Origin of the sequence: Palleronia sp. (genome assembly GCF_042089775.1) — a bacterium.
Lineage (GTDB): Bacteria > Pseudomonadota > Alphaproteobacteria > Rhodobacterales > Rhodobacteraceae > Palleronia.
Window position 1 is genome coordinate 1 of record NZ_JBELKF010000045.1, and the last position, 26274, is coordinate 26274.

Sequence of the window (26274 nt, forward strand, 5' to 3'; positions counted from 1 at the left end):
CCGGCACGCTGCGGACGATCCCGTCCTCCTCGTTTGAGCGGATCATGAATTTCGCGGCCACGGGGGAATTGCCCTCTCGCGCCGGCAGCTTCACCTCTTCGCCCAGGGCCAGAAGGATCGCCTGGCGGTGGTGGGTCGCGCCGTCGACGATGTGGAACAGCGGAGAATGCGACTTGGACAGGCGGGGGTTGATCTCGAGCAGGCGCAGCGCACCGGTGTCGTCGTCGTAGAAGAACTCGACATTGAAGGGGCCGTTGTCGAAGCCGAAATGGTCCAGCAGCGTCGCCGTGATCTCCCTGCCCTTCTCGACGATCTCCTCCGAGAGGTCACCGGGATACTGGTAGCGCGAAAAGCTGACGCCTGCGCCGCCGCCCTTGAGCGACTCCACCGCGCCGACGACCTTGGTCTCGCCGTCGTCGACCAGCCCTTCCAGGGTGAAAAGGCGCCCGGCCGAGATCAGCTCTTCGGCGACGGCGTAGTTGCCATTCACGCCACCGGGGCAACCGCAATCGGGATCGAGCCGCGAAAGGAAGCGATTGAAGGGCTCGCCATGCTGATGAATGAAGCGTCGGCACTCGTGCAGCGCGGAGTCGAGGTCGCTTTCGTCGCGCACGAGGAACCCCAGCTTCGACGAGTGGCCCTTCACCGGCTTCAGCCAGAACGGGTATTCCGGCACGGCGGCGTGCGCCTCGTCCGGCTTGAACGGGTTGATTGCGGTGACTGCGGGCGTGTTGTCGGGGAAGACCTCGCGCTGCGCCTCGCGCATCCAGAACTTATGCTCGCATCGCGCCAACGCTTCGGGCGAGGCGCCCTTCAGCCCGAAATCGCGATTCAGCAGCGCCACGAGCGAGGTCACCGGGAAGTCGAGATGCCCGATGATCGCGTCGGGCGGCGGGTCCATCGCGGCAATCTCGGCATGGGCGCGGTCGTAGAGCGCGTCGAAGTCGATGCTTTCGTCGGGGGGCTGCACGTCGTCATGGTGCAGGACGGTCACGACGTTCCACCCTTCGGCCTCGGGTATCCGCTTGATGTAGTCGTCGTTGAACGGGTCGTTCCCGATGACACAAATCGTCTTCTTCGCCGCTGCTGGCATTCCGGCCCCTCTGCTTTCGCACACGCTTGGGACGCCAATGCACGGCTGGCGGGGCCGTTCCGACGGAAGCGGGCGGGGCTGAGGTGGTCCCCAATTCCCGGACAGTTTCGCGGCGCTGCTGAGCTTGCCTGTTGATCACGCCGCCGCGTTCAGGCCGAGCTCCTGATGGGCCTCGACCGGTGTCCGTCCTCCGAGTGCTGAATGGGGACGCACTGTATTGTACATCGATGTTTAAGAAGACCCATAATGCCGCGTTTTGGATTATGCCGCGCGGGCAGCGTAACGCTCTAATCCGTCAGGGTTTGCCCGCGCAACAAGGCGACATGGTCAGAGGTTCTCGAGGAAGCCTAGCAGGTCATCAGGTGGTTGTATCTTCCGGCGACTTGGTCGATCGCCTGAGTTCTCGCCATGGCGCGTTCCTTCAACTCGATGGCGGGGTGGATGTACATCTGCATTTCTCAAGACTCCGGGAACGGGCTCCACACTTTCGGGAGGCACGATCCACTCATCTATCGACAGGACCGGGACCGGGCTTTCTGCCGACAATAATACCGGGCCACGTCCGGAGCGACGCTGAGGCCCAAGAAGGCTCCGATCGAGGCGCAAACAATAGCGCCGAGCACTCCCTCGACGATCCAGCCGGCGACACCGGCGCCGCCGCCCAGCAGGAGCGCCAACAGCACGCCGACGAGAACTTTATACCACCGTGGTCTCACCGCAGACTCCTAGCTGAATACCCCTCCTGACAGACGACCAGAGCCCACGGACGATTCATTCGTGAGATGGTCGTCAGAGGGTCCAGCGCTCAACCCCACACTTTGAGTGCCAGCGAGAAATGAAGGTGCCGTTAACGTGATGTGCCCGCCCCCGGCGAACCGAAGGCGAGCACCCCGAGGCGTGAGAGAAGCTCTTGAGGCTCCTCGGGCAGCCCATGACCCGGATGCGCCTCAGTCCCTAACTTTACGTTACCGCCACATGAGCTATAGCGGAAAATGGGTGATGCGGCTTGAGAAGGCGGCGTATCGTGGCGGGTGTCGAAGCCTGCCAGAACCTCCCGAAGGAGCGATACGCCATGGAAGACGATACCACGATCACCCCGCTCCGCCATGGCCTGCTGCTCTGCCGTCTTCGGCGCGACAAGCCGCATCTCTGGCTGGCGCGCAGCGATCACGATTGCCGCGGCATCAGCCGCATCATTATTCTGCTGCTTGACGAAGGTCCGGACGAACTGCGGTGCAATCAGCTTGGCTTCGTGGCCAAGTTCTTCCATCTCCCGCGCCCAGTAGCTCGCGCTGCCGCAGGCTTCGAAAACGACAATGCAGGCGGGCTGCTCGGACATAAGCCGCCGGAATTGCTCCCGTGTCAGCTTCTTCCGAAACTTCACCTCCCCGGTCATCGAAGCTCCGTGGATCTGGAAAACTCTCTTTGCCAAGTCCACCCCGATCATCGTATCCTTCATCTCGCCGTTTCCCTCGCAGCGTGGCGTTGAACACCACGACCTTGGCACATTGCGATGCCGTCTGAGGAGGGCGGCAACCGCCCCACCTCTCAGTTGCGGACTGGCACAGATATTACAGCCTAGATCGCTGCACGGAACTCCAAGCAAAGAGCGTGATCCGCAATCCCCGAGCACCTGCAAGGCTCTTTCGGCTCGCTCTGAGGGGCAGGAACCGCTTTAGCGTCGGTGGTCTGGACGCCTGAAAGCCCGCGTTGGCTCCTCGTCGTAGATCGAGGCCGCCGCCGCGCGATCGCTCAAACCAAGACCGCACCGCTGACGTTGTCGAGCGACATCGAAAGAAAGTCGCCACAGGGCCGGCGCGCTGTAACGTTCTGTTCACCTCTTGCCGCGATGACTGCGGTCGATTGGGAACTCCGTGCGTATTGCCGGCTGCTCCCCCATCAGTGGCGGCGCAAATGAACGCGATAATCACGTGTCTCGATCAGTTCCACGACTGGCGCCTACTCATTGCATCCTGTTTCATCTGCGTGATCGGGGTCTATGCTGCATTTGCGCTTGGGATGCACGCGGCGCGGTCTGAGGGCGTCGCCCGGCGCAACTGGGCAATCACCAGCATGATCGCGGCCGGTTCCACGGCCTGGGCAACTCACATGATCGCACTCCTGGCATATCGGCCCGGGCTTCCGGCTGTGTTCGATGTCCCCCTGACGGCCTTGTCCCTTCTGATCGTGACTGCCGGCATCGCCCTGAGCATGACATACACGATAGCAAGCCGTGACCGACGGCGTCGATTTATATCAGGCATCCTGCTCGGCGTGTCTGTCGCAGTTCTGCATTATCTGGGCCAATTCAGCTATAAGGTAGCCGCGACGGTTTTTTGGGATCTTCCGCTCGTGTTCGGCTCGATCGGAGCAAGCTTGTTGATGTTTGGCGCTGGTATGGTCGCTTCGGGTGAGCGGAGCCGGTCTCTTAGGCGCCTCGCCCCTCCGTTGCTTTTGGCAGCGATCTCCGTCGTGCATGTCGGCGGAATGACGGCGATGACGCTGCTCTATGACCCGTTCGCTACTCTACCGGCCCTCGCGGTGCCGCCGCAGGTGATCGCGCCGGTGATTGCCGCCGTCTGCCTTTGCCTCATCGCGCTGGCGGTCTACGGGTTGCGCGTCAGCCTACGGGCCCAGGCTCAGCTGCGGCGCGACCGGGTCCGGCTGGGCGAACTCTCGAACCTTGCCGTTGAAGGACTTGTGGTGTGCGACGGTGACACGATCACGATTGTCAACGACAGCTTTGCGCGGCTGGCGGGAGTTGCGAGAAGCGATGTCATCGGCGAGACGGTGGGGTCGCTCATCCCGAGCGTGACCTGGTTCGATATGGTAGAGCGAGAAGAATATGATGCCGAACTCGTCGGAGCGGCGGGCAGGCTCATCCCTGTCCGCGTCCTACGAAGCGAGGTGACGGTCGGCTCCAAACGCCAAATTGTATTTGCTGTTCGGGACCAGCGCGAGCGTCTGAAGACCGAAGAGGCAATTCGACGATTGGCCTACACAGATGCGCTGACCGGACTGACCAACCGCATGCGGTTCTCAGAAATACTGGCCGTGCGCGCGGCCAATCTCGGCGAGGGCGTCTCACAATACGCCCTTCTCGCGATCGATCTGGATCGCTTCAAATGGGTCAATGACACCTTCGGGCATTCCTTTGGCGACGAGCTCCTGCGTCAGGTAGCAGAGCGGCTTGGAGCCAGCACCGGGGGCGATGACGTTGTCGCTCGGCTTGGCGGGGACGAATTCTCGATCCTGACTGCCGGAGACGCCGACAGGGTCACCAGCCTCGCCGCCGGCATCGTCGACACGATGCGATCGCCCTTCTCATTGGGTGCCCAAATCATAGAGATCGGCGCGAGCATCGGGATTGCCTATCTGGGGAAGGACGGAGCCGATGCCGATGCGGTGGCGCGGAATGCCGATCTCGCGCTCTACAGCGCAAAGCACTCCGGTCGCGAGCGCTACTGCTTATATGAGCCGAAGATGCTCGCAGAGGCCCTCAACCGCAGCGAACTTGAACGCGACTTGCGCCTGGCGCTGAAGCGTGACGAGCTCGAGGTCCACTTCCAGCCGCTGACAGACGCCTCCAGCGGAGCATTCCAGGGAGCTGAAGCCCTTCTGCGGTGGACCCACCCAAAGCGGGGCATGATCTCGCCGGCGGAGTTCATACCGCTTGCCGAGGAGATCGGCCTGATCGGGGCAATAGGTGAGTGGGTGCTACGCACCGCCTGCGTCGAGGCGGCGGGATGGCCCGAGACAACCTCGCTTGCAGTCAATCTTTCAGCTGTCGAGCTCGGGGACCCGAACTTGGTCAAAAACGTCGCGAAAATCCTCAAAGAAACCGGCTTCCCCGCGACGCGCCTCGAGCTTGAGGTCACGGAAACCGCCCTACTGCGTGATGACGTGCGCACCTTCGGCAACCTGCACGGCCTGAAAGATCTCGGGATTCGCATTTCGCTCGACGACTTCGGGACTGGCTACTCATCGCTCAGTCACTTGCGGCGTTTCCCCTTCGACAAAGTGAAGATCGACCGCTTCTTCGTGCGACAGATCCCAGAGGACCCCGATAGCGTCGCCATTGTTCAAGCGATTGTCACGCTGGCTGCCAAAATGCGGATGAGCGTGACGATCGAAGGTGTCGAAACCGTGGAGCAGCAGGAGTTCGCCCGGCACGAGGGATGCAATCAGATCCAAGGATTTCTGATCAGTCGCCCGATTCCAGGTGTCGAACTGGCGCCTTTTTTTGCCAACCCGGATCGGAAGAAACTATCTGCTTGATCGCTCGGGCCGAAGGCCAGGACGAAGAAGTAGCCGCACCGCCCGCGCGGTGAATACAAGCCCTACCGCGTCACTCCGTAGCTGTCTTGCGGCGCACCAATCCTGCCAGGCCACCGACGGCCGCCAAGAGAAAGACGAGGGTCGCAGGCAGGGGGATGGGGGCTACATTATCTGGCAGCGGCGATGCAAGACTGGTTTGCGCGCCCATACTGAATCAGGGCATAGAAGGGGCAACCGAATGAGAACGGCGGTGAGAAAGTCGGCCACGGTAGCGGCGGGATGAGCCCGCTGCGGGCGGCGTAAAAGTCGTCCACCTTTACCCTTTCTGGCGACGGGGAGGGTGGGAGGATTTTCACCGTGGACTTGTATCGCAAGGTGCGACTGGCGTGTGCCGAGGGGATGAGCCAGCGCGAGGCTGCGCGTCAGTTTGGGATTTCCCGCGATAGCGTTCAGAAGATGATGGAGTTTTCGGTTCCGCCTGGATACCGGCGGACGGCGCCGGTGAAGCGGCCGAAGCTGGATGGGTTCACCGAGATCATCGATGGCTGGCTTGAGGGGGATCGCGAGGTCCATCGAAAGCAGCGGCACACGGCGAAGCGGGTGTTCGAGCGGCTTCGCGATGAGCATGGCTTCACTGGCAGCTATACGATCATCAAAGACTACATGCGGGAGCGCGAGCGGCGCGGCCGCGAGATGTTCGTGCCTCTGGCGCATCCGCCGGGGCATGCCCAAGCCGACTTCGGCGAAGCGACGGTCTTCATCGGCGGTGTTGAGCAGAAGGCATATTTCTTCGTCATGGACCTGCCGCACAGCGATGCCTGCTTCGTGCGTGCTTATCCCGCGGCGACAGCGGAAGCTTGGGTCGACGGCCACGTCCACGCCTTCGCGTTCTTCGGCAAGGTGCCCACGTCTGTCCTCTACGACAACGACCGCTGCCTGGTCGCGAAGATCCTGCCGGACGGCACGCGTCAGCGGGCCACGCTCTTCAGCGGGTTCCTGTCGCATTACCTGTTCCGTGACCGCTACGGCCGTCCTGGAAAGGGGAACGACAAGGGCAACGCGGAGGGCTTGGTCGGCTACTCTCGCCGCAACTTCATGGTGCCGATCCCGCGGTTCCCGACTTGGGGCGCGTTCAACGCCTACCTGGAGGAGCAGTGCCGCAGGCGTCAGGCGGATGTCCTGCGGGGTCAGTCCGAGACAATCGGGGAACGCCTCGCGCGGGATCTGGCTGCTATGTCCGAACTCCCGGCGGCGGCGTTCGATGCCTGTGATCAGACCACCGGACGGGTCAGCTCCCAAGCCTTGGTGCGCTACAAGACCAACGATTACTCGGTGCCGGTCGCCTACGGCCATCGCGATGTCTGGATCAGAGGCTATGTCGACGAGGTCATGATCGGCTGCGGTGGCGAGGTTATCGCGCGTCATCCGCGCTGCTACGACCGCGAGGACATGGTGTTCGATCCGATCCATTATCTCCCGCTGATCGAAAGGAAGATCAATGCTCTGGATCAGGCGGCGCCTCTTGCCGAATGGGAGCTGCCTGCGGAGTTCGCGACCCTGCGCCGCCTGATGGAAGCGCGGATGATCAAGGCGGGACGGCGGGAATATGTGCAGGTCTTGCGCCTGCTGGAGACCTTCGACCTCGACGATCTCCACGCCGCCGTGAAGAAGGCCCTGCAACTGGGCGCGGTCGGCTTCGATGCCGTGAAGCACCTCGTTCTCTGCCATGTTGAGAAACGGCCGCCGAAGCTGGATCTCGATGTTTATCCCTACCTGCCGCGCGCTGATGTCGGGACCACGTCGGCGGCCAGCTACATGTCCCTGTTGTCGGGGGATGCGGCATGACCGACACCCCGAAGATCCTGCTCGCGGATCATCTAAAGACGCTGAAGCTGCCCACCTTCCTGCGGGAATACGAGAAGCTGGGCCGCCAGTGTGCCGCCGAGGGGCTGGACCATGTCCAGTTCCTGGCGCGCCTCGTCGAACTTGAGCTGATCGACCGTGAGCGGCGGATGGTCGAGCGCCGTATCAAGGCAGCGAAGTTCCCGGCCACCAAGAGCCTCGACAGCTTCGACTTCAAGGCGATCCCCAAGCTGAACAAGATGCAGGTGCTGGAGCTCGCCCGCTGCGAATGGATCGACCGGCGCGAGAACGTCATCGCCTTGGGGCCCAGTGGAACCGGCAAAACCCACGTTGCCCTCGGGCTGGGGCTGGCCGCGTGCCAGAAGGGGCTGCCGGTCAGCTTCATCACCGCCGCCGCGCTGGTCAACGAGCTGATGGAGGCCCGCGACGAACGCCGCCTGCTGCGCCTGCAAAAGCAGTTGGCTGCGGTCAAGCTGCTCATCATCGACGAGTTGGGCTTCGTGCCGCTCTCCAAGACCGGTGCCGAGCTTCTGTTCGAGGTGATCTCGCAGCGGTATGAGCGCGGCGCCACGCTGATCACCAGTAACCTGCCTTTCGACGAATGGACCGAAACCTTCGGCACCGAGCGCCTGACCGGCGCCCTCCTCGACAGGCTGACGCACCACGTCAACATCGTCGAGATGAACGGTGAGAGCTATCGTTTGGCGCAAAGCCGCGCGCTCAAACCCGCCAAACCACTCTGATCTCACCCGCGAGGGCTTGGCCCTGAAGGGCCAAGGCGGCCGGGAAGCCGCCAGCTATCTGGAGAGCGCGGCTGCCCGGCCGCAGCCTTGCGGCGCGCGTCACGCCCAAATCCGAAGTGGCCGACTCTTACGCCGCCCAGTGGCCGGATTTTGCTCCGCCGTTGACACGAGACCGATACTTTCGGAGATGTCATCACAGATCGGCTCGATGAACTCCCCAAGACACACGTCTGAATCGGCCGGATGCGACGTCAACTGCCGATGCAGGCGGGCCATGGCGGCCAATCGTCCGGCCGCATTTTCTAGGCTCTGCCGGGCGGAGATGACGGATGTGGCCTCCCGGCTCTCGTGCCGCAGCATGGCAGCCAGGAATTGTAGGCTGTTGCTGATCCGGTGATCGGTTTCTCGATCGCGGGAGGGTTCCTCCCGCATCGCAGGGTGCACCGAGCGATCGTCACGCAATTTGATCGTCGACACCTGTTTCATCGGAGATTTAGCTGAGCTGTTCATTCACTTTCACCGGGACTTCTGAACACCCGTTACGGGATTTCTGAACGCCCGTTACCACCCACAGTTTACCAAGCGTTGCGCAACGCTGCAATGAAGTGTGCGGAAGCGTACTCTTCTCGCAATCAGGCAAAATGGCATTAATGCCGAAGGCAAGCTAGCCCGGTGGCGCAAGCTTAGAGACTGCAACCCCTCGCAGGTGGCCGGCGATTAGACGCAGCCGCAGATGCAGCAGGTATTGCTGACCTGCTGCGAAGGGCAGCAAGATCCACACACCCGCCTTCCCAGCGCCGCGCGGCGAAGGTCAATGTCGGGCCCAAGTTGTTTATCGCTGCACCGAGCACCGAAGCCTTGGAAGGCGGACGTGCCAGCCTTTCGCTGCAGGCAATTCTATCAAGCGGCAGCCGAATACGATCCTTGCCCCTGGTCGTTGTCCGCGAGATAAGAACTTTCGCTCGCGTGGTCGTCTTCCACGACGAGAGCATTCAGCTCTTCGGCTTGCCGGGCGAGATCGTTCGCAGCCTCAGCGGCCTGGCCGGCTAAGCCATCGCTTTGCTCTATCACACGCTGGAGCTCTCCGATGGCGATCCGGATCTGCTCAGAACCAGTTGCCTGCTCGCGCATCGCAGCAGTGATGTTGCGATTCGCTTCCGCCGTTCGATCGATTTCCGGCAGAAGTTCGGCCAGCATCGCGCCTGCCTCGGTCGAGACCTCCATGGTGTTGCTCGACAGGGTGGAGATCTCGGCAGCGGCGGTCTGGGCCCGCTCGGCCAACTTTCGTACCTCGGATGCCACGACGGCGAAGCCCCGCCCATGGATGCCAGCCCGGGCAGCCTCGACCGCGGCATTGAGCGCCAAGAGGTCAGTCTGTCGCGCAATGTCCTGCACCACGCCGATCTTCTTGGCGATGTCCTGCATCGCTGCGACCGCCTGGGCAACGGTGTTCTCAACTCGCCTGGCGCTCTCGAGGGCCTTGGCAGAACTCCGTTCCGTCGAAGCAACCCCGTCGGCGGTGCTGCGAATGGAGGCGGTGATCTCCTCGATCGAGGAGGATGCGGACTGGACCGACCTGGACTGGTTCCGAGCCCCTTTCGCCATCTCGTTGGCCAACGAGCTCAGTCGAGTGCTGCTCTCTTCCACCGTGCCGATGCCGGCGGTCGCAGCCGAGAGCACCGTCGACATCCGATGGGTCGCCTCGATCTGCTCGAGGCGGGCTGCCTCGGAGGTTTCGAGCGCGTGCTCTTGAGCGGAGCGGACATCTGCGGCCTGGCGATGATGCGCCAGCACCATGGCGCAGAGCCCTGCCGTCTCTATTACCAGCACGACGGCGTGCAGGATGGTCCGCCCGAGGTCGGTGCCGCCGGGATAGACGAGCTCAGGCAGAGCGTAGTTCAGCCCCAGGTGATGAGCCGCGACGATCCCTGCTGCGGCCAGCAGAGCCTTCACATCAAACAGCAGCGACAGGATCGCCATCATCGCAAAGAAATACATATGCATGTCGACCTGCCACGGATGGCCTGCCATCAATGCCACTAGAATCGCCGGCTGGGCGATCAGGGCGCAACCCAATGTCACGCGCCCCCGCGTCGGAGATAGAGCCAAGTCCAACGTTGCTAGGGCAGACATGAGGCCGCCGGCGGCGACGGGAAGGATCCAAGGCATGTCACGCATCAGGGCAGTGCCGAAGGCCAGCGGAACATGCAGCCAACAGAAGACAAGCATGACCCGAATTCGGGAAGCAGCCGCCAAGGTTTGGGCGTTCTGGCGAGAGTCGATCATGGGGCGTGTCTCACTTCGAGGCGCAGAAGGCGCCGGACAAACGGGCGTTCAGGATCAGCCAGGCCCCTGCCTCCTTTAGGGCGACGAGGAACTCCGGCTCCGGCGAGTGTACCAAGCCGATGGAGGATATGCGGCCGGGCAGGATCAAGCGACCTGATGCGGATTTTGCCACCCGCTCGGCGCTGTCCCAAGGAGCCGACAGCACGAGAACGGGAGCTCCGGGATCCGGGGCATTCTGCCCGATCAAGATGCCAACGGGCGTAGCTAGTCCGACCACCATCACGGCGATGAGCGGTGACCGTCCAATCCACACGACCAGCTTATCCATGAGCGACAGAAAGCACGCGGGGATTAAAGCCGCCTTAATGACAGCTTTGGACCGAAGAGCAGACCTGCCAGCGAGGGGCATCAACGGCAGTTCTGTTCGAAGGGTGTATGCAAGCTCAACGAGACGCTCCGCGACCCGCTTTTGCTGCTTGCCCGATCTGTTTCGTCACTGGCGCCAAGTCGGGGCGAGCGCAGCCCCAGCCCTGCTTGGTTAGATTTCCGTCGGAAGGGCTGGCAGCTTGAACTTGAAAATCGTCGTTCCGCCCTCGCACGTTACCTCGATACGACCCCCATGCGCATCGGCGATGGAAGAAGCGATGTACAGACCGAGTCCCAAGCCTTCGCCTTCTGTCTGCATGCCCCTTCGAAAGGGCTGAAACAGTCGACGCCGCAGGTCGTCAGGAATGGCCTCACCCTGGTTGACTACAGAAATCGTGACCTCGCAGTCGCCCGAAGTGCCACGAACCCCGATTGGGGCGCCCGGTGTGCCGTGGCGGACGGCATTCGACATCAGATTCGAAACCGCCTGCGCCACGCGCGCCGCGTCGCAACTGATGGGCCGGTCAAAAGACAGATCCAGAAGTATCTCGTGCTCGGGGGACGCGGCTCGGACCTCGTCGACGACCTGCGTAATGGCAGCGGTCAGCGGCGCATCGGGCGCCGCATTTACATGAATCCCACCGCCCAGGCGCGCCTTGGCGTGCAGCATCATATTGTCGATGAGCTCGTTCATCCGATGCACCGAAGATCGCATGAGCGGCAGCATCTTCTGCGCCCGATCGTTCAACGGCTGCCTGGCCAGTTGCCGAAGCCCAGCTTCCAGAGCTGCCACTGGATTACGTAGATCGTGTCCGAGAACGGCTATGAACTGTTCTTGAGTGCGTGCCAGCTCGCGTTCATGCGCGACGAGCTGCTCTTGTGCTTCCAGCCGCTCTTCGGTTTCGAGACTCCGGCCGATGACGTCGGCGAACATCTCCAGCATCGCGACGACCCGTGGATGCTTGAGGTCACGTGGCTCCGTGTCGATCGCGCAAAGCGTGCCGAAGAAGCTGCCGTCGCTGCGACGGATCGGGATGGAGGCGTAGCTGACGATGCCGAACTTGGACGCGATAGGATGGTTTCTATAGACATCGTCGGTCGCCGCGTTATTGAAAAGGACCTTCTGAGAGGTTTCCCGAACCGATCGGCAGAAGGTCGACTCGATCTCGATCTCATCGCCCTCGGCCAAGCCGAAATTGATCTCGTCGACGGAGCGACAGGCAACCCACCTGTCTGCCGTGACCCGGGCGACAGCGGCGAAACGTGTGTTCGTGGCAAGCATGACGGTTTCGAGGATGGTGCCGACAAGATCACTGTTGGCAAGCATCTCGATGTCAGCCTGAAAGTCATGCTCCTGGGCTTGGAATGCAGCATGGTCTTGGGTGATCGCGCGTCGAAGCACCTCGTTATTCATGTCCAGCCCTCGTTAGATCATATGTCGCACTTGGCGCAGCATGAGCGGGAATGTCTCCGTAGACGCAAGGGTTTTTAAGCTGCGTCACTTGGTATGACCATGGTTCGCTCGACAGGGGCGTTGCAACTTGGAGACCGTGGGGCCCGCAGCGAGCTGCGGGACTGCGAGGAATGGCACCGTATTCTCCCTGCAAGGGGTGTCGTAGCCACGACCAAGGCCACCCGCTTCTGGCAATGCGAGGTCGCACCACTGTGGTTGCGCAATGCGAAAGCCGCGATGCCGCCGAGGGGTCCTCTCTCCGACGTTCTGCTCCCTCTGGAGCCGAGACTCGAATTCCAGCCAATGATCAACAAAAAGCTCTTCCCGCTGTGGTTGTATACGAGTAATCGGCGCGCACCGGACCGAATTTGTTCACCGACAGAGCATAGCTATGTTTCAAGGCCTCAAGACCGAATGCACCGCTTGCAGTTCCCGCGGCTCCCAAGCGTTTCGGCACGATTTCACCATGGCGTTCCAGCCGATTTTCGATATCAATAGCGGTAAGGTGTTCGCACAGGAGGCCCTTGTCAGGCCGATTGGCGACGGGTCGGCGTGGGACGTCATCAAGCACGTCACTGAAACCAACCGTTACAGCTTTGACCAGAAGTGCCGGACACAGGCCATCGCAGTTGCGTCGCGCCTCGGGATCGACACCCGTCTCAGCATCAACTTCATGCCCAATGCCGTCTACAATCCCGAGCATTGCATTCAGGCGACGCTTCAGGCCGCCGAACGATACGCCTTTCCTACAGATCGGCTGATCTTCGAGTTCACCGAGGCCGAGGCCGTGCGCGATACGGGGCACCTGGTGGGAATCGTCGAGAGCTACCGCGCGCGCGGCTTCATGACGGCCATCGACGATTTCGGCGCCGGTTATGCCGGGTTGGGACTCTTGTGCGACCTGCACCCGGACATCGTGAAGATCGACATGGCCCTAGTCCGCGGCATTGCGGGCGACCCGCGCCGCCGCAAGATCGTCGGCGCGATCCATGACCTTTGCGTCGATCTCGGCATCGCCGTGATGGCCGAAGGCATCGAGGAAGCCGCCGACGCGGATGCGCTGAGAGAGCTTGGGATCAAACTTGTCCAAGGGTTCTACTTCGCGCGGCCTGCCTATGAGCGGCTGATCCTGTCGCCCGAGGCCGGGTTCTCTGCCAAGGCTTGAGGAGGCGGGGCAGCGCGCATTGATCGCGACTCACAATTCCATGCGCTGCTCCACGAGATCCGTTGCGGGGCATCAGCACAAACACGGGTCAGACCGGACGAGAGGTCCTTTTCCGCCGGAGACCCCCAAGTTCCGGCTTGCACCGCGACCTCCACTTAAGAAACGTACTCGTTATGAATAAGCCGGCGTCATATCAATGGCCGATGGCCCGCAGGTGAGCTGCTGTGCATCAGGCGGAGTCCGGCCGAAGCAAATATGGGGCTGATAGCTTCAGCGGGCCTTCCCGATGCCGCGCGTTTCTCCGTAGCTTCACCTGTCAGCCGTCGACCCGGTTTCGACCAGCCCGCTTCGCTCGGTAAAGCGACGCATCAGCCTGGCCGACCAGTTCGTGCAAATCACTCTGTCCATCCCACTGAGCCACGCCGAAGCTCGCGGTTGGACGTGTGGCTTGACCGTCGCCGTCTATGCCGAGCTCTGCAATCTCTGCCCGTAGGCGCTCGGCTACATTCCTGGCCTGCTCTCGATCGGTTGCAGGCAGCAAGATCGCGAACTCGTCGCCGCCCAGTCGGGCGATCAGATCACGTGGACGGGTAGAGCGTTTCACCGGCGCCTGGATACGCCGCAGGAGCTCATCTCCAAAGTCATGGCCGTGCTGATCGTTTATCGATTTGAAGTAGTCGATGTCGAAAACAATGACCGAAGCCGCTTCTCCGTCTCTGGCCAGGCGATGCAATACGCGCTGACCCAGATCGTCGAAGTGGCGGCGATTGGCGAAGCTTGTCAGGAAATCCGTGGTTGCAAGCATCTGGAGACGGGCGGTCTCGTGCATGAGGATCGCCAGTCCGAGCGCTGTGACCGCCAGCACGACAAGATACTCCTGCGTCAACCAAACAGCTTCCTGGGGAGTGGCATACGGGTAGGGAGAGTGACCCAGAACAAGATGCATGATCGCAAGCGCCGCAATCAAGTTGATCGTTATCGCGGCGCCGAGAAAGCCAAACCGTAGCGCCGCCCAGATGCCGAGCGGAACCAGCGCGATTGGTGTAAGGTAAAACGTGGACGTAGATGACAATTCGGGCCGGACAGCTGCGCTTCCCAGGATCAAGACGAGCAGCCATATCGACAGTAGCTCGCCTCCTCTGAGCCAGGAAAGCGTCTCAAAAGCCCTGATGTGAAGGTTCTGCCGAGCGAAGACGATTAGGGGCGTGAGCAACAGGAGTCCCAGAGCGTCGCCGAACCACCAAAGCCGCCACAGGGCCAGATAGCTGCTGTTTGTCTGGCCGAGGAGCACATAGACTCCCGCGCCGAGCAAGGCCGCCGAGGCGGAAGCGACGATGGGAGCCGAAAGAAGAAAGATTGCGCCGCTGCGCAATCGGCTGAAAAGAGAATTGCCCAAGACGAACCTTCTGATCAAGCAAGCCGCGAGTAATGCCTCAAGCAGGTTGACGACTCCGAACGAGATCGACGCCCAAACAGGAAAGTTGGGAACATCGGCGGCAATCTCTGCTCCGAACGCGGCCATAGCGACTGGCGGCCACTGTCTCGGAGCGTGCAGCAGGAAACCGGCAAGAAGAACGGCGTTGGGAAGCCAGACAACCGCAATGCCGTCCTCGGTGATTGTGCCGTGGAGCGAGAGCAATGCGCATGCATAGTAGGCAAAACCAACCCCCAAGGCTCGAAGCCAAATCTTCGAGCTCATCCCGATGGTTTCCCTTCTACTAATCGCGAAGCGGTCGCATGTCCTGTCGCCCGGCTCGGCGGCAGGTTCGCGTGGTGGTTTCATCCGTTCAAGTGATCAATGCGGCGAATTAAGTGTGGTTTCATCGGAAACGCAGCCTGGAGAGCCACCTTCGCGATCCACGAGAGCGTGAGGCAGGAACGAGGATCAGCGCGCCGAGATGTCGCAGGGCCGCAGCGTCCTGGCGGGCCCGAGCGAGCACCGACGTATCAAACCCCATGATGAGGGCGGTTTCTGCCGCTACCGTAGGTGACGGAAGAGGCACAGCGAGGCGGCGGCCGAGCAGCCCTTGATCCGATTTGAAGGCGCCCAAGCGTCGCGTAATTTAGGCAAGATAGCGCGAAATATCGTGTGTCGGGCGCAGACAAAAACATTTGCGGAAACCAAGCATCAACTTCTTTAACCGACAGTATCCCGTAGCCAACCCTTCGCTACAGGAACGTAGAGCCATGACGACTATCGAGCCGGTGGAAACCGGCCGGGTTTCTCCGCCCGCCGACACGATCTGCGTCCCGTCGCCACGCCTCGATGACCTGACGGCTCCGGTTGGCGCGATCGTTATTGCGCAGGCCCAGCTCAAGCGGATCGCCGGCAGACTTTCCGATCCGGAACTGGAAGAGGCCGCCGATGAGATCGACCGGCTGGTGGTCGAACTGCGCGATGCAGCAGCGTCGATCCGGATGCTGCCGATCCAGCCCGTGTTCGACAAGATTCACGGCCTGGTCAGCGATCTGTCCGAGGGCTTGAACAAGCCGGCTCACTTGTTCGTCGAGGGCGGCGATGTCGAAGTCGACAAGGATGTTCTCGACAGCTTGGCCGAGCCGCTGGCCCACCTGATCCGCAACGCCATCGAGCACGGCATCGAAGCACCGGAGGATCGCGCGAAAGCCGACAAGGCTGCTGCCGCCCATATCACGCTTCGTGCCTGCCAAGCGGGCGGGGAGGTGCTCGTTTCCGTCTCTGACGATGGCCGTGGTCTTGATGCCAACGCTATCCGGACCCGCGCGATCGAGGGCAAGCTGATCGCGGCTGACGATGATCTCTCGGACGAAGCGCCCCGCCAAGTCGTGTTCGCGCGCGGCTTCTCTACAGTTGAGCCATTGCCCGAGGTTTCCGGGCGCGGTTCCGGTCTGGACGTCGTCCGGCGCGTGGCAGAAGAGCTGCGTGGGAGCGTCGAACTGAGCTCGCAGAAGGGGGCTGGCACGGATGTGACGCTGCGCCTGCCGCTCACGCGCGCCATCGTCGACGGTCTCCTCGTCAGGGTGGCGGACGGGTCGTTCATTCTGCCGCTTTCCGCGGTGGAGGAAAGCGTCGAGCTGCCCCACGCCGACAGCGTGAGGGAAAGCGGCCGGTCAATCCTGCACAGCCGTGATGAGCTGGTGCCGTTCCTCAGGCTCGACACTCTCTTCGGTTCTGAGCCTATGACTGCGGACGATCGGCGCGTTGTCATCATCAGTGTTGACGGTCGTCGCATTGGCCTCGTCGTGGACGAGGTGATCGGCCAGCACCAGACAGTGATCAAGCCACTGACCCTCTATCATCGCGGCATCGAGGGACTCGCGGGGTCCACCATCCTCGGCGACGGCTCGGTGGCGCTGATCCTTGACCCGGCCGCGATCATCAAGCGCGCCCAAGGCGCACAGCGGGTGGCAGCATGAACGCCGATCCGAACATGATCGAGACCGAGGGCGACAGTGATGATATGGTGCTGACCTTTTTGCTGGATGGCGAGACCTTCGCTATCCCTGTGGCGCATGTGGTCGAGATCGTCGATCCGCAGCCGGTTACCCGCGCGCCCTGCGCCGATCCGTTCGCACCGGGCCTGATCAACGTGCGGGGCGTGATCGCTCCCCTCGTCGATCTGCGCCAACGGCTCGGCATGAAGCCTGCGGTGATCGGGCAGAGCAGCCGCGTCATCGTGCTCAACCTCATGGTCGGCGGCGAGGCCACAAAAGTCGCAATGCTTGCCGACGATGTCGACGACATCGCGGACACACCCACGGCCGACCTCGAGACAGTGCCCGAACTGGGCGTTCGCTGGCCCACCCACCTCATTCGAGGCGTCGCCAAGAAGAATGGCGCGCTCATCATCGTTCTCGACGCGGAGACTGCCTTCGCGCCGACACAATCCCTCCATTCCGAGACCTGAAGGAAGATCACGCTCATGCGTATGACAATAAAGACTAAGCTGATCGCCGTCTTCGCGGTGCTGATCGCACTGCTCGGCGTGTCGAGTTTCGAAGCTCTCAAAGAGGCCGGCAAGCTTCAGGCGAACCTCGACGACATGGCAGACAATACCGCTCACCAGCTCGACGAGAGCTTGCAGATCCAAGCTGGCGCAGCTCGCTCGATGAGCCTGGTCAAGAGCTACCTTGCGCAGCCGGATGCCGTCGTCGCCGCGCAGATTGCGGACCAGGTCGATCAGCAAATGGCCGGCGTGGCCAAGGCATTCACCGAGATCGAAAACAGCAACATCGGTGAAACGACTACGTCGCTCCTCGCCACCTTCGACAAGGAGTGGCAGGAGTTCCTGGAGGTCGAGGCAGAGCTGCGCCCTGTGGGACTGGCAAATACCAACGTGCGCGCCACAAGAACCTACGTGGATGAAAGCGTCCCGGCATTCGATGCACTCTATGCTCAAACCGAGGCGATGGTTGCCGACCTACGCAGCCGGATCGCGGCCTCCGCGGCCCGCGACACGCGTCTCGTGGAACTCGAAGCCAGCATCGATGCGATGACCGACAATGTTCGCGGACTGCAGAGCATCGAGCGCGAGATGCTCATCCTGACCGACGGAGGAAGCCTCACGGCCATGGCAACAGATTTGTCGGAACAGAAGAAGGGCCTGATCGGAAATCTCTCCTCGGCGGAGCGTAACGCCTCCGGTGCCGATCTCGCAGCAATCGATGCAATACGTTCCTCGTGGCAGGCGTGGGAGACGCCGTTGACTGTAACAACCAACCTTTCGCTTCAGAACACGAATTCCTTGGCAACCGATATCCTGAACACGCGACTCGAGCCCGAGTTCAAGGAGAGCTTCGCGGCTGCCGATGCCCTTGCCGATCGCGCGCGTACCTCTCTCGAAGTGGCGCAGACTGAAGCGCAGCAGGTCTACTCGAGTGCGCGCTTCCTTCTGTTGACCCTCGGCATCGCTGCCGTCGTAATTGCCATCGCCGCCGCATTCTGGCTTTCGACCACGATCAGCCGGGGCCTGAGCCGTGCCATTGCAGTGACCAAGGAAGTCGCGCGAGGCAATCTCGAAGTCGACGCCAAGACCAACAGCCGCGATGAGATCGGTATCCTGCTGAACGAAATGGACGGCATGGTCGTCGATCTGAAGGGGATGAGCCGGGCCGCTGAGAGCATCTCCAAGGGTGATCTGCGGGCCGACGTCACGCCGCGCTCCGACGACGACCGTCTTGGCATCGCGCTGCGCGACATGGTGATCAAGCTGCGCGAGGTCATCTCGAACGCGTCTGTCAGCGCAACTTACGTAGCGGAAGGCGCGGGCAACATGTCCACCACGGCCGAGCAACTCTCGGCCGGCTCCGCTCAGCAGGCCGCCGCCGCGCAGCAAGCCAGCGCTTCGATCGAGGAAATGACCGCCAACATCCGCCAGAACGCGGACAATGCCGGCCAGACCGAGAAGATCGCCAACCAGTCCGCCGACGACGCCCGGAAATCCGGCGCGGCCGTGGCCGACGCGGTGCGCGCGATGAAGACGATCGCCGACAAGATCAACATCATCCAGGAGATCGCCCGCCAGACCGACCTGCTCGCGCTCAACGCCGCGGTCGAGGCCGCCCGCGCCGGCACCCACGGCAAGGGCTTCGCCGTCGTCGCCTCCGAGGTGCGCAAGCTCGCCGAACGCAGCCAGCAGGCCGCGGCCGAGATCAACCAGCTCTCAGCCGAGACCGTCGATGTGTCGGGCGAGGCCGGTCGGATGCTCGAGACGCTCGTCCCGAACATCCAGCGCACCGCCGACCTGGTGCAGGAGATCTCCGCCTCGACCCGCGAACAGAACGTGGGTGCCGAGCAGATCAACCAGGCGATCCGCGAGCTCGACAAGGTGATCCAGCAGAACGCAAACGCCGCGGAAGAGTCGGCCGCGACAAGCCAGGAACTCGCGGCACAGTCGCAGCAGCTCAACGGCGTGATCTCATATTTCGAGCTCGACAATACCGGCAAGCGCGGTGTCGCGCCGGTCAAGCTCAAGGTCGTGGCGTCGGGCAAGCCGGCCAAGGCCGGGAAGGCGGCGGAGATCGATGCCTTCAACCTCGACCTCGCGGCCGACGAGGTCTCCGATGACGACTTCCAGCGCTACGCGGGCTGATCCCATGCAAGTCGACCGAAGACATGCCCGGAACGTCGCGGGGGAGGAGGACTCCTCCCCCGGCTACATCACCTTCACCCTAGCCAGTCAGACGCTCGGGATGGACGTTAACCACGTGCGGGAGGTTCTGGTGATGCAGGAGATCACGCCGCTGCCCGAATCGCCCGGGGACATCCTGGGCGTCGTCGACGTGCGCGGCACCAGCCTGCCAGTCGTTGACCTGAAGTCCCGGCTCGGCCTCCCCTCATGCGAGCTCGGCCCGGACGCGCAGATCCTGGTCATCGAAATCGCGACCGGATCGCAGCGACAGCCGCTCGGCGTCGTGGTCGATCGGGTACACCACGTCGAGCAGATACCGGCGAACGCGATCCAGCCGTGCCCGGACATCGGGATCAGCAATTGGAACAACAAGATCATCGAAGGTCTCAGCCTGCGGGGCACAAAGACCATCGTTCTTCTCAGCGTCGACGCGCTCTTCGGCGGCACGATTGGAGAGTTTTGTGCGGAAGAGGTCGTCTCCTGATCCCGATGTAGCTTTCCGGCGCACGAGGTGTCTACCCGCCCGGAAGAGCGGTAGGGGCGAGTTAAGCTGCACCTGCATGGGTGTGCAGAGCCTTCTAAGGCGGCGCCGCATCGCGGCGTCTGCGGCGAACGGCAGCTTCGTCCGCGGCGTGACCGTTTCTGCGCAACGCAACGAATGGCCATTGCGAGCAATCACGCGCGGCGAACCGGATACGGGCTGACGTTGAACAGCCGGGCAGGCTCGGCAAGCCGCTGGCCTTCTTCGTTGCATAGACGGCGAACCTTGTCGCGCTGCCGCTTTTGACCAGGGAGGCGCGGCGGCGCACCACGAGGATGAGCGATAACCGGCGGGTGGGGACGGTCACCTATTACCATGGTATGGCAAGGGCTCGCACAGTTCGGGATGCGAGCCCTTCCAGTGGTTAGGTTACCACCAGCCGCTATCCACTTCCTGACGCGACTCGAGTTGCTCTTGAGAAAGCGGCGTGACCAAGGAGAGGTCGCCGTAGTTGTCTCCGGCAGTTCCGCCGACCGTCTTCAGGTCGGCGATGTCGATGACGACATCAGAATCTCCGATATCAAGCCAGCCGCCAATCTCGGCGATTACGCCCACGATGGTGCCATCACGCGAGATCACGATGTCCGAGACCTCTCCGATCTCTTCCCAATCGGTGTCGATTTCCTCATAGAAGTCGGTCTCACCCCAGGCTGCTTCGTCGTACTCCATGTACTGGGTATAGATGTCGGCGCCGATGATGTTCTCGGCGCGGATGAAGCGGTCGCTTAGTTCGTTGTCAACGACGCCGCTGTAAGTGCCGATCTCCGAATCCAAGGCTTCCTGCGACTGGACCATTCCAGCGGTGCCGGCGGCAAGGACGAGCGCGATAGTGGAAGTCGTAAGGCGATTCATGATAGTCTTCCTTTTATCTTTTCCTGCACGGTGAACGTGCTCGCCTCGTTCACGTTCCCGTCTGCAGCAGGCAGCATCTTTGAGAAGACTGCGCGATCGCCGGCGAGCCGGCGAGATCACCCCCTGATCGGCCCTTCGCCAAGGCCAGCATGACTGCTACCGCTGAAAGGCGGACCAACGCGCACCGGCTACTCAGCTCGTTCGCGGCGAGCGGCCGGTTCGGAGAGGGACATATTCCCGTGAAGCGTCTCTATACAAGCCGGCGAGGCTTGTGACTCAAATGCGCGACGGTGATGACTGGAACCGTGTCGGTCTTGACCCGGTAGCGGATGCGATAGGGCAACCCTCAGACAAGCAGAGCTCGCGTCTCGCCGCCCTGCCATCTCGGGCCAACCTCCGGAAAGTCGCACAGGATTTCCGTACTCCTGTTGGATGCGTGTACCCCCCCGCAGGGCGGTCTAGGCCGCTGTTTCTTTTGCGGTCCACTCTGCTACGATTCCCTTAGCGTGAAGTGTACCGCTCGTGTTTCCCCGGCGGCTACAGAGCCTGCTGCCTTGCAGCATTGAATGACGGGAGGAGGCCATGGCAACGAAGGATAACGAAAGCGCTACGAACGTTGCGCAGTACTCCGAGACGGTGGCCAAGAACCTCGCCCGGATGGAGGTGTTGTCGGCGCGGCTGGCGGCCGCGATGACCAAGAAGCGCCAGGTTCCCCAGTCGCTCCAGTCACCCTCGCCGGAACTATACGCGAAGGCCGGAATGGCCTTCACGCGCGACATGATGGAGAATCCGGGTAAGATCATGCAGACCCAGATCGACTACTGGGGCAAGACGCTGACCCATTACGTCGAAGCGCAGTCGAAGCTGATGCAGGGCGATTTTTCTCCCCCGACAGACGAGACCGGCAGCGATCCGCGTTTCGCCTGCGAGATCTGGCAACGTCACCCGATGTTCAACTATCTCAAGCAGCAATACCTGATGAATGCCAGCGTAGTTCTGGACGCGGTGAGCTCTATCGACGGGCTCGAGGCGCAGGACAAGAAGCGGCTCGAGTATTTCAGCCAGCAGATCGTGGACATGATGAGCCCCACGAATTTCCTCGGCACCAACCCCGAGGCCTTGGCGCGCGCGGTCGAGACCGAGGGGCAGAGCCTGGTCGACGGGCTGGAAAACCTCGTGCGCGACCTGGAACGCAACAATGGCGAACTGGTGGTGACCTTGGCCGATCCCAGTGCGTTCAAGGTCGGCGAGAACCTGGCCACCACGCCCGGCAAGGTCGTATTCCGGAACCGCCTGTTCGAGCTGATCCAGTACGCGCCGATGACAGAGAAGGTGCACAAAACCCCGCTCGTGATCTTTCCGCCCTGGATCAACAAGTTTTACATCCTCGACCTCAAGGAGAAGAACAGCCTGATCCGCTGGATCGTGGAGCAAGGCTTCACCCTTTTCGTCGTCAGCTGGAAGAACCCGGGCCCCGACTACGCCGAAGTGGGAATGGACGAGTATGTCGAGGAAGGCTTCCTCGAGGCGATCGCCCAGGCCAAGAAGATCACGGGCGAGGACAAGGTCAACGCAGTGGGCTACTGCATCGCAGGCACGACCATGGCGCTGACACTGGGCCTCATGACCAAGCGCGGCGACGAGAGCGTGAACTCGGCCACCTTCTTCACCGCCCTGACGGATTTTTCCGACCGGGGGGAGGTCGGGGTCTTTCTCGAGGATGATTTCGTCGACGGAATCGAAGAAGAGGTGAAACGCGCCGGCTATCTCGACAGTTTTTACATGAGCCGGACCTTTTCGTTCCTGCGCTCTAACGATCTGATCTACCGCCCGGCCGTCCGCAGCTACCTAATGGGTGAGGCACCTCCCGCCTTCGACCTCCTCTTCTGGAACGGCGACGGAACGAACCTGCCGCGCGACATGGCGATCGAGTACCTGCGCGGGCTCTGCCAAGGCGATAAGCTGGCCACGGACGGATTCGAGGTGCTGGGCGAGACGGTCACGCTCAGGGACGTGCAGGTTCCCCTTCTGGCGGTGGCTTGCGAGACCGATCACATCGCGGCCTGGAAGAGCTCGTTTCGTGGTATTCAGAAGATGGGAGCGCGATCGAAGACCTTCCTTCTGTCGGAATCGGGGCATATCGCGGGAATCGTCAATCCTCCGTCCAAGAAGAAGTACGGCCATTACACCAATGGCGACTGGTCCGGCACGCCGGAGGAATGGCAGGAGGCGGCCGACTTCCATGAGGGAACGTGGTGGATGCGGTACGGCGAGTGGCTCGCGAAGCAGTCGGGCCGGAAAGTGTCCGCACGCGACCCGGGCAAGGGGATCGCAGATGCGCCGGGCACCTACGTGCTGGAGACGCCGGTCGTCTGACGCCTTGGCACGGCATACTGTTTTCCGTCGCCCGAATGCCCATTATGCAGGTGCAGAATTCCTGCCCGGCGTATTGTTCTCAAACCGCTACGATTTTGGGTGGCGCGGCCCGGTTCCGCGGCATCCGCCGCTTCAGCCTGTCGAATAAGTCATGGTTCCCCTACGTAACTTTATTTGCCGCAGTGCAGAAACAATCCTTGATATGCTGCGGTGCAGCAGGTTATGTATGCTTCCAGAGCGGCGAGAGGGCAACGAACCGCGCCCCGCCGATCGAAATTGAACATACCCACGGGAGTGAATGACATGGCGACCAAGACCAACACCGACTACAGCAAGATGATGCAAGAGATGATGTCCTCGATGCCGACTGACATGTCGGCCTACCAGAATGCCTTCAAATCCTACGCCTCGTTTGGCGAGCGGATGTCGAAGGTCGTCATCGAGGCCGCCGGCAAGTCGACCGAGATTTCGTCGAAGTGGACGCAGGACACGCTCAAGCGCATGAACGACGCCACCGTCGTCCGCGACGAGCCGGCAGATTATGGCAAGGCGATGACCGATTTCGCGTCCGCCCAGGCCGAGACGACCGCCGAGACGATGGCGAAGTTCGCTGAGATTGCGAAGAGCGTCCAAATGGAGACCGTCGAGCTGATGCTTTCGGCCGGCAAGGATGTCTCCGGCGATCTGGCCAATGCAGCCAAGAAGGCCACCGGCGTAGCCACTTCGGCCGCCAAGTAAGCGATCAAGGGGACGAGCCGCTTCGACGCGGCGACGTTCATTGGGGCGGGCTTCGGCCCGCCCTTTCTGCTCGTTGTCGGGGAGCTGCGAGCAATTTGGGCAGGTTTCAACTATCACCGAAGCCCGGAACGGCGGACCGCGCAAGATGTGATCGAGACGGTCTCTCTCACTCCCGGGGTCTCGCAATGATACCCTGCATGAGCACAGCAAAGCACGGGGGCTCGGAGAATAGAACCTCGGGCCGGGGGCTTTGAGCGCTTCATTGGCGGGTGAGGGGACCGGAATGAGCGTCTGCTGCTGCTTGGCGCATGTGAAGGTTCTGACAGTTGAACACAAACCGCTTTAGCTGCGACGAAAAGTCAGTGCTGAGGCTCGCAATCACTGCGCGAAGCGCGGCGGCCCCGTGACGCCCTGTAGAGGCGCTCGATCTCTAGCGCGAGAGTTTTCCGATGCTCGATCGGAACGCCCGCTCGGCGCCGTTTCGGTCCGCCGAGCGAAACGCCCATCTATTTCTTAGTGCAGACGCGTGCGACCGCCTTCGGCGTCCGGATCAGCTTCCGGACTTTTCAGCCGTCCCGGCTTCGCCTTCTGGCGTAGCTTTGTCGGCGTCGACCGAGGACTTGGCATCGCCTGCACCGGAAGGAGCTCCTGCGTCGGTCGCTGAGGCTGCCTTTGTGGGACTCACGTCGGACGTGGCATCTGGCGCCTTATTGGCGGAAGCGTCCTGCTTGGGAACCGCTTTCTCCGCAGTCTCATTGGCAGGCTCTGTCTTCGCAGCTGCGACAACCTGATCCGATGCCGTGGCCTCTACAGTTGCACTTTTCTCCGAGCTGGCGGTCGCTTTCCGAGGCCGCCCCGGCTTGCGCTTCGGCCGTGCGGCGGGCTCCGATGCCTCGGTGGTCTTTGCAGCGGCCGCTTTTCGCGGCCGGCCGGGCTTCCGCTTGGGTGCCGCAGTCTCGGGCGTTTCTGCAGCTTCGGCTTTCCTCGGCCGTCCGGGTTTGCGCTTGGGAGCGGCCGTCTCGCTTGACGTAGCTGCGGCGGACACGGATGAGGAAGGTGTCTTCGCGCTTTCGACCGCTGGATCCGCGGTGCCGGCAATAGAGCGCTGAAAGACCTCCGGCCATCTGCGTGCGAAGGCCTGCGTGTACACCATGGACACTCGCATCGGGAGTGCCGCAAGGACGGCTGTATTTCGGAATATATTGGTCTGGGACACTATGAGTCTCCTGGGGGTTGGCGCGGCCGCTCATGCCATTCCCGCGGCCGCGAAAACTAAAGTCGGCACGTTGATTGCTGCGCTGCAGAACTATGACCGGTACGCCACAACATCAACAGGGGAGGCCGGATCAGGTGTCGCAGCCTGAGAGCCGTGGTGAGGAAGGCGGCCACGGGATGCCCTCGCTACGGCCTGCGTATCAGTCATCCACCTTTACCTTTTCTGGCGACGGAGCGGGTGGAGTCGTGCACCCGAAGGTTTGCTTCACGAAAGCGGCGCGCACGATCTCCCCTCCCGCAGGGAGATCCTGGAAGTTGCGCCGACTGCTCATTTTCTACGGCAGGTTCAAAATGAGGTGACGCTTTCAGGCTGCGGGACGCAGCCCGCTCGGTGACGAGCGCTTATGACAGGGCCGGCACCCTGGGAAACCTCCGCGGGCGAACCGCCAGAAGTTATTTTAGGTTCGGAGGCTCAGTCAGGATCGCGTGGAGCGTGGGTGGGTCGTTGTTCGCCCGAAGCTTGGCGCATAGGTCTGGGTTCCTCAACATCCGCGATACCCTAGCCTGCGCCTTCAGGTGCTCCACCCCGGTATCGGTGGGGGCGAAGAGTCCGAAGATCAGATCAACCGGCTGACGGTCGGCAGAGCCATAATCAAGCGGCCGCTCAAGGCGAATGAAAAGCCCTACGACATGTTCAAGGGTGGTGAGCCGTGCATGGGGCAGCGCCACGCCCTGCCCGACGCCCGTCGCGCCCAAGCTCTCGCGGTCCATCAGCGCGCCGTACACAGTCTTAGTTCGCAGCCCATAGGCCTGCGCCGCCGCCTGGGACAGCGTCTCGAACAACCTCCTTTTGTTGCTTACGGCGGAAATCGTGCGGACAGCCTCAACTGTGAGAATTTGGGAGAGGGTCATGTCTGCCTATGTGTCGCTGGATGGGCGCTGCATCAGTCAGGGCTGCCTGAGGCGGTTCAGTCGTCGTGGTTCATTGCATATTTGCGCCAGACTTCGAGGGATGCTCAGCATCAGCCGGTTGCCGCCCGCGCCAGTTGATATTGACCCCGTTAATGGCCAGCGCGGCAAGCGTGGTCCATCCCCTTGCGTATTCCACGGAAGATGGGCACCGATTCCACGGCATCGTGGGCAGCCATTCCACGCCTCGGGCAGTCTGACCGACTGGTGCATGGAGTCAGGCTCG

General features: G+C 62.0%; 21 protein-coding genes. 10 read left to right on the top strand and 11 right to left on the bottom strand.

Going from position 1 to position 26274, the window contains the following annotated elements:
- The 3 genes from ACFDS3_RS11935 to ACFDS3_RS11945 all read right to left on the bottom strand — a co-directional run.
- The coding region (locus ACFDS3_RS11935; protein ID WP_375262575.1) for an acetyl-CoA carboxylase biotin carboxylase subunit family protein at positions 1-1093 on the bottom strand (1093 nt) is incomplete at its 3' end.
- Between the two features lie 135 nt (positions 1094-1228).
- On the bottom strand, positions 1229-1318 hold the full coding sequence (locus ACFDS3_RS11940; RefSeq protein WP_375262576.1) for an integrase core domain-containing protein: 90 nt from the start codon (positions 1316-1318) through the stop codon (positions 1229-1231).
- A gap of 622 nt (positions 1319-1940) precedes the next feature.
- Positions 1941-2552 (bottom strand): hypothetical protein, encoded by a 612-nt coding sequence (locus ACFDS3_RS11945; RefSeq protein WP_375262577.1) that lies wholly within the window; start codon positions 2550-2552, stop codon positions 1941-1943.
- Positions 2553-3007: 455 nt separating this feature from the next.
- On the opposite strand from ACFDS3_RS11945, the gene ACFDS3_RS11950 reads away from it, so the two are divergent.
- Positions 3008-5371: an EAL domain-containing protein gene (locus tag ACFDS3_RS11950; protein ID WP_375262578.1), complete on the top strand. Its 2364-nt coding sequence runs from the start codon at positions 3008-3010 to the stop codon at positions 5369-5371.
- Positions 5372-5441: 70 nt separating this feature from the next.
- Here the strand turns inward: ACFDS3_RS11950 and ACFDS3_RS11955 are convergent, their stop codons facing one another.
- Positions 5442-5579: a VPLPA-CTERM sorting domain-containing protein gene (locus ACFDS3_RS11955; RefSeq protein ID WP_375262579.1), complete on the bottom strand. Its 138-nt coding sequence runs from the start codon at positions 5577-5579 to the stop codon at positions 5442-5444.
- 191 nt (positions 5580-5770) lie between these two features.
- Here ACFDS3_RS11955 and istA point away from each other — a divergent pair, with 191 nt between their 5' ends.
- Together istA and istB are read left to right on the top strand one after the other, a co-directional pair.
- Positions 5771-7216, top strand: a complete 1446-nt coding sequence (istA, locus tag ACFDS3_RS11960; protein WP_375262595.1) for an IS21 family transposase — start codon at positions 5771-5773, stop codon at positions 7214-7216.
- Complete coding sequence (gene istB, locus ACFDS3_RS11965; RefSeq protein ID WP_375262580.1) at positions 7213-7977, top strand: IS21-like element helper ATPase IstB; 765 nt, start codon at positions 7213-7215, stop codon at positions 7975-7977. Before istA ends, istB begins: the two co-directional genes overlap by 4 nt.
- 99 nt (positions 7978-8076) lie before the next feature.
- Here the strand turns inward: istB and ACFDS3_RS11970 are convergent, their stop codons facing one another.
- From ACFDS3_RS11970 to ACFDS3_RS11985, 4 genes are all read right to left on the bottom strand, one after another.
- Entirely contained in the window at positions 8077-8487 is a 411-nt protein-coding gene (locus tag ACFDS3_RS11970) for a histidine kinase dimerization/phosphoacceptor domain -containing protein (RefSeq protein WP_375262581.1), read from the bottom strand.
- Between the two features lie 390 nt (positions 8488-8877).
- Positions 8878-10008 (bottom strand): methyl-accepting chemotaxis protein, encoded by a 1131-nt coding sequence (locus tag ACFDS3_RS11975; protein WP_375262582.1) that lies wholly within the window; start codon positions 10006-10008, stop codon positions 8878-8880.
- A gap of 265 nt (positions 10009-10273) precedes the next feature.
- The gene (locus ACFDS3_RS11980; protein ID WP_375262583.1) at positions 10274-10591 is read right to left on the bottom strand and encodes a hypothetical protein; all 318 of its coding nucleotides are present in this window, start codon (positions 10589-10591) and stop codon (positions 10274-10276) included.
- A 210-nt stretch (positions 10592-10801) separates the two neighbouring features.
- A complete protein-coding gene (locus ACFDS3_RS11985) occupies positions 10802-12043 on the bottom strand; it encodes an ATP-binding protein (protein ID WP_375262584.1) in 1242 nt (413 codons plus the stop codon).
- A 430-nt stretch (positions 12044-12473) separates the two neighbouring features.
- Here ACFDS3_RS11985 and ACFDS3_RS11990 point away from each other — a divergent pair, with 430 nt between their 5' ends.
- A complete protein-coding gene (locus tag ACFDS3_RS11990; protein WP_375262585.1) occupies positions 12474-13247 on the top strand; it encodes an EAL domain-containing protein in 774 nt (257 codons plus the stop codon).
- A 316-nt stretch (positions 13248-13563) separates the two neighbouring features.
- Here the strand turns inward: ACFDS3_RS11990 and ACFDS3_RS11995 are convergent, their stop codons facing one another.
- Positions 13564-14946 carry a diguanylate cyclase gene (locus tag ACFDS3_RS11995; protein ID WP_375262586.1) on the bottom strand — a complete coding sequence of 461 codons (1383 nt, stop codon included), beginning with the start codon at positions 14944-14946 and terminating at the stop codon, positions 13564-13566.
- A gap of 488 nt (positions 14947-15434) precedes the next feature.
- Between ACFDS3_RS11995 and ACFDS3_RS12000 the strand changes: the two genes are divergently transcribed.
- Genes ACFDS3_RS12000 through ACFDS3_RS12015 form a run of 4 tightly spaced genes read left to right on the top strand, consistent with a single transcriptional unit; the run spans position 15435 to position 19841 of the window.
- The gene (locus tag ACFDS3_RS12000) at positions 15435-16643 is read left to right on the top strand and encodes a chemotaxis protein CheA (protein WP_375262587.1); all 1209 of its coding nucleotides are present in this window, start codon (positions 15435-15437) and stop codon (positions 16641-16643) included.
- A complete protein-coding gene (locus tag ACFDS3_RS12005) occupies positions 16640-17134 on the top strand; it encodes a chemotaxis protein CheW (RefSeq protein ID WP_375262588.1) in 495 nt (164 codons plus the stop codon). The genes ACFDS3_RS12000 and ACFDS3_RS12005 overlap by 4 nt, the downstream gene beginning before the upstream one ends.
- Before the next feature lie 15 nt (positions 17135-17149).
- A complete protein-coding gene (locus ACFDS3_RS12010) occupies positions 17150-19318 on the top strand; it encodes a methyl-accepting chemotaxis protein (protein WP_375262589.1) in 2169 nt (722 codons plus the stop codon).
- A gap of 4 nt (positions 19319-19322) precedes the next feature.
- A complete protein-coding gene (locus ACFDS3_RS12015; protein ID WP_375262590.1) occupies positions 19323-19841 on the top strand; it encodes a chemotaxis protein CheW in 519 nt (172 codons plus the stop codon).
- 426 nt (positions 19842-20267) lie between these two features.
- On the opposite strand, the gene ACFDS3_RS12020 is transcribed toward ACFDS3_RS12015, so the two are convergent.
- On the bottom strand, positions 20268-20750 hold the full coding sequence (locus ACFDS3_RS12020) for a PRC-barrel domain-containing protein (RefSeq protein ID WP_375262591.1): 483 nt from the start codon (positions 20748-20750) through the stop codon (positions 20268-20270).
- 582 nt (positions 20751-21332) lie between these two features.
- Between ACFDS3_RS12020 and ACFDS3_RS12025 the strand changes: the two genes are divergently transcribed.
- Together ACFDS3_RS12025 and ACFDS3_RS12030 are read left to right on the top strand one after the other, a co-directional pair.
- Positions 21333-23126: a PHA/PHB synthase family protein gene (locus ACFDS3_RS12025; RefSeq protein ID WP_375262592.1), complete on the top strand. Its 1794-nt coding sequence runs from the start codon at positions 21333-21335 to the stop codon at positions 23124-23126.
- 303 nt (positions 23127-23429) lie between these two features.
- Positions 23430-23864, top strand: a complete 435-nt coding sequence (locus tag ACFDS3_RS12030; RefSeq protein WP_375262593.1) for a phasin family protein — start codon at positions 23430-23432, stop codon at positions 23862-23864.
- A gap of 1668 nt (positions 23865-25532) precedes the next feature.
- Here ACFDS3_RS12030 and ACFDS3_RS12035 read toward each other — a convergent pair.
- The gene (locus tag ACFDS3_RS12035; RefSeq protein WP_375262594.1) at positions 25533-25991 is read right to left on the bottom strand and encodes a PTS sugar transporter subunit IIA; all 459 of its coding nucleotides are present in this window, start codon (positions 25989-25991) and stop codon (positions 25533-25535) included.
- Positions 25992-26274 lie beyond the last annotated feature (283 nt).

What these genes read in the sequence shown, in the direction of transcription:
- ACFDS3_RS11940 (WP_375262576.1), bottom strand. Translation starts at nt 1,318, where the DNA reads ATGTACAATACAGTGCGTCCCCATTCAGCACTCGGAGGACGGACACCG.
- ACFDS3_RS11945 (WP_375262577.1), bottom strand. Translation starts at nt 2,552, where the DNA reads ATGAAGGATACGATGATCGGGGTGGACTTGGCAAAGAGAGTTTTCCAG.
- ACFDS3_RS11950 (WP_375262578.1), top strand. Translation starts at nt 3,008, where the DNA reads ATGAACGCGATAATCACGTGTCTCGATCAGTTCCACGACTGGCGCCTA.
- ACFDS3_RS11955 (WP_375262579.1), bottom strand. Translation starts at nt 5,579, where the DNA reads ATGGGCGCGCAAACCAGTCTTGCATCGCCGCTGCCAGATAATGTAGCC.
- istA (WP_375262595.1), top strand. Translation starts at nt 5,771, where the DNA reads ATGAGCCAGCGCGAGGCTGCGCGTCAGTTTGGGATTTCCCGCGATAGC.
- istB (WP_375262580.1), top strand. Translation starts at nt 7,213, where the DNA reads ATGACCGACACCCCGAAGATCCTGCTCGCGGATCATCTAAAGACGCTG.
- ACFDS3_RS11970 (WP_375262581.1), bottom strand. Translation starts at nt 8,487, where the DNA reads ATGAACAGCTCAGCTAAATCTCCGATGAAACAGGTGTCGACGATCAAA.
- ACFDS3_RS11975 (WP_375262582.1), bottom strand. Translation starts at nt 10,008, where the DNA reads ATGGCAGGCCATCCGTGGCAGGTCGACATGCATATGTATTTCTTTGCG.
- ACFDS3_RS11980 (WP_375262583.1), bottom strand. Translation starts at nt 10,591, where the DNA reads ATGGATAAGCTGGTCGTGTGGATTGGACGGTCACCGCTCATCGCCGTG.
- ACFDS3_RS11985 (WP_375262584.1), bottom strand. Translation starts at nt 12,043, where the DNA reads ATGAATAACGAGGTGCTTCGACGCGCGATCACCCAAGACCATGCTGCA.
- ACFDS3_RS11990 (WP_375262585.1), top strand. Translation starts at nt 12,474, where the DNA reads ATGTTTCAAGGCCTCAAGACCGAATGCACCGCTTGCAGTTCCCGCGGC.
- ACFDS3_RS11995 (WP_375262586.1), bottom strand. Translation starts at nt 14,946, where the DNA reads ATGAGCTCGAAGATTTGGCTTCGAGCCTTGGGGGTTGGTTTTGCCTAC.
- ACFDS3_RS12000 (WP_375262587.1), top strand. Translation starts at nt 15,435, where the DNA reads ATGACGACTATCGAGCCGGTGGAAACCGGCCGGGTTTCTCCGCCCGCC.
- ACFDS3_RS12005 (WP_375262588.1), top strand. Translation starts at nt 16,640, where the DNA reads ATGAACGCCGATCCGAACATGATCGAGACCGAGGGCGACAGTGATGAT.
- ACFDS3_RS12010 (WP_375262589.1), top strand. Translation starts at nt 17,150, where the DNA reads ATGCGTATGACAATAAAGACTAAGCTGATCGCCGTCTTCGCGGTGCTG.
- ACFDS3_RS12015 (WP_375262590.1), top strand. Translation starts at nt 19,323, where the DNA reads ATGCAAGTCGACCGAAGACATGCCCGGAACGTCGCGGGGGAGGAGGAC.
- ACFDS3_RS12020 (WP_375262591.1), bottom strand. Translation starts at nt 20,750, where the DNA reads ATGAATCGCCTTACGACTTCCACTATCGCGCTCGTCCTTGCCGCCGGC.
- ACFDS3_RS12025 (WP_375262592.1), top strand. Translation starts at nt 21,333, where the DNA reads ATGGCAACGAAGGATAACGAAAGCGCTACGAACGTTGCGCAGTACTCC.
- ACFDS3_RS12030 (WP_375262593.1), top strand. Translation starts at nt 23,430, where the DNA reads ATGGCGACCAAGACCAACACCGACTACAGCAAGATGATGCAAGAGATG.
- ACFDS3_RS12035 (WP_375262594.1), bottom strand. Translation starts at nt 25,991, where the DNA reads ATGACCCTCTCCCAAATTCTCACAGTTGAGGCTGTCCGCACGATTTCC.